At 51.2% G+C, this 1,665-nt stretch carries 4 protein-coding genes; 2 read left to right on the forward strand and 2 right to left on the reverse strand.

Annotated elements, in window-relative coordinates; translation table 11 throughout:
• Together VB081_RS03950 and VB081_RS03955 are read left to right on the forward strand one after the other, a co-directional pair.
• A partial coding sequence (locus tag VB081_RS03950; RefSeq protein WP_323399550.1) for a nucleoside hydrolase occupies positions 1-279 on the forward strand: 279 nt, incomplete at its 5' end.
• Positions 280-343: 64 nt separating this feature from the next.
• Complete coding sequence (locus VB081_RS03955) at positions 344-634, forward strand: hypothetical protein (protein WP_323399551.1); 291 nt, start codon at positions 344-346, stop codon at positions 632-634.
• 36 nt (positions 635-670) lie between these two features.
• Here the strand turns inward: VB081_RS03955 and VB081_RS03960 are convergent, their stop codons facing one another.
• A complete protein-coding gene (locus tag VB081_RS03960) occupies positions 671-1,126 on the reverse strand; it encodes a MarR family winged helix-turn-helix transcriptional regulator (RefSeq protein ID WP_323399552.1) in 456 nt (151 codons plus the stop codon).
• 41 nt (positions 1,127-1,167) lie between these two features.
• Positions 1,168-1,665, reverse strand: a 498-nt coding sequence (locus VB081_RS03965; RefSeq protein WP_323399553.1) for an MATE family efflux transporter, incomplete at its 5' end; no start/stop codon positions are given.

The following is a 1,665-nucleotide window of genomic DNA, read 5'->3' on the forward strand; positions in this document are numbered from 1 at the left end:
CTATATGCAGGCAACTATGAAGATGAGCTTGGCATATTCGCGTGCCCGGTACACGATGCGGTGTGTATTGGCGCGTTGCTGCGCCCGGAGCTTGTGACATATGAAAAGGTGTGCATGGATATCAGTACAGAAGGTATTACAGCGGGCGAGAGCGTAGTGGACTTTGCCGGAGAATGGGGACGCAAGGAAAATGTGTGGCTTGGTATGTCGATCGACACGCAGGAATTTGTGAATGTGGTGACACAGGCGCTGGAAAAACCGCGTGGTGCGTTTGTTTAGACAGCGGACAATGTCATTATATATATACCGACCAAATTAAATTCGGAAAGGTTGGTTGATGGTTATGACGACAAAATTTTATCTGGGTTATACGGAAGTGCCCGAAGACGTATATGAGCAGGCGAAGCTGAAGGCAATACAGGAAGGAAATGAGATTGCCGGTGAACAGGAAGTGGACGGAAAACCCGAATATACGCTTAAGAACGGTACGATTATTATTGCAAACCGTGACGCTGGGTTCAACCGTGTGGAAAACGGAGAACTGAAGGAAGCATGGCAGGTGGGCACGGCGAACAACTGGGCGCAGGGAGAATCATTAGGTACAGGCAAAGCAGAGTTCTTTTTTCAGGAGTAAAGGAAAACCCCCGGCACATTGTCGGGGGTTTTTGGTCTATTTTTTGACGCCGAAGCTTTGCTCGATCGCGGCGGTGAGCGCCGCGTAGCCCTCGAGCAGGGACTTGCGCTGTGCATTGGTCATGCTCTCGTAGGCGCTGATCTCTGCGTCTTCTAACGCGGACAGCAGCTGATGGGCATATGTTTTGCCTTCTGGCGTTAAGAACACGAGGTTGTTGCGGCGGTCCTGCGGGTCTTCTTTGCGCAGGAGCATGCCCTGTTTTTCCAGCTTGGAGAGGATGAAAGACACTGTCTGCTTGGGCAGGAGAAGCTCGCTGCAAATATGCTGCTGCGTACAGCCACAGTCCCCGCAGACAGAGATCGTATACAGGGTAAAAACCGTATTATCCGAAGTCCCGTGCTGCTGTGCCCATCTGTCGTAGGCACGGTTTAAGCGGAACCAGTTCGTATAGTATTCGTCGATCTCGCGGCGGAGTTGCTCTATATGTTCCATTTCTTCTGCTCCGTTTCCTCTTTTTTCTTTATCATATCTTATTACGACGCATCAGGCAACCGCCTGTCTTTGCGCACGGGGGCAAGCTGTATTTCCCTATGGCGCCTGTAAATGAACAACAGGATGATGCTTAGTGCTGCCTGCACAAAGGGAAGAGTGAGCCATATACCTGTGAGCTCCAAAAACAACGGTAGGGTGAACAAGAACAGCGGCGTTAAGACAGCAGGGTCAAGGTATATGACCAGCGAGGAGGTCTTGACGTCCCCGATGGCATAGAAATATGAGGACGAAAGCTTCGAAAAACCGATAAAGGGGAACGCGAAGGCCGAGAAAAAAAGCGCGGCCTCTACAAGCACCGATGACTGCTGCGATGCGCCGAACAGTACCGGGATCTGCGTGCGGAAAAACAATGCCGCGACCGACAGGACAACGCCCAGAATCAACACGGTGACCAGTGCTTTTTTGAAGATGTTTTGTACGCTTTTTAAGTTGCCTGCGCCATTGAAATAACTGAGCAGCGGCTGCACACCGTCGCCCAC

Source organism: Christensenella sp. (assembly GCF_034927525.1).
Taxonomy (GTDB): Bacteria; Bacillota; Clostridia; order Christensenellales; family Christensenellaceae; genus Christensenella.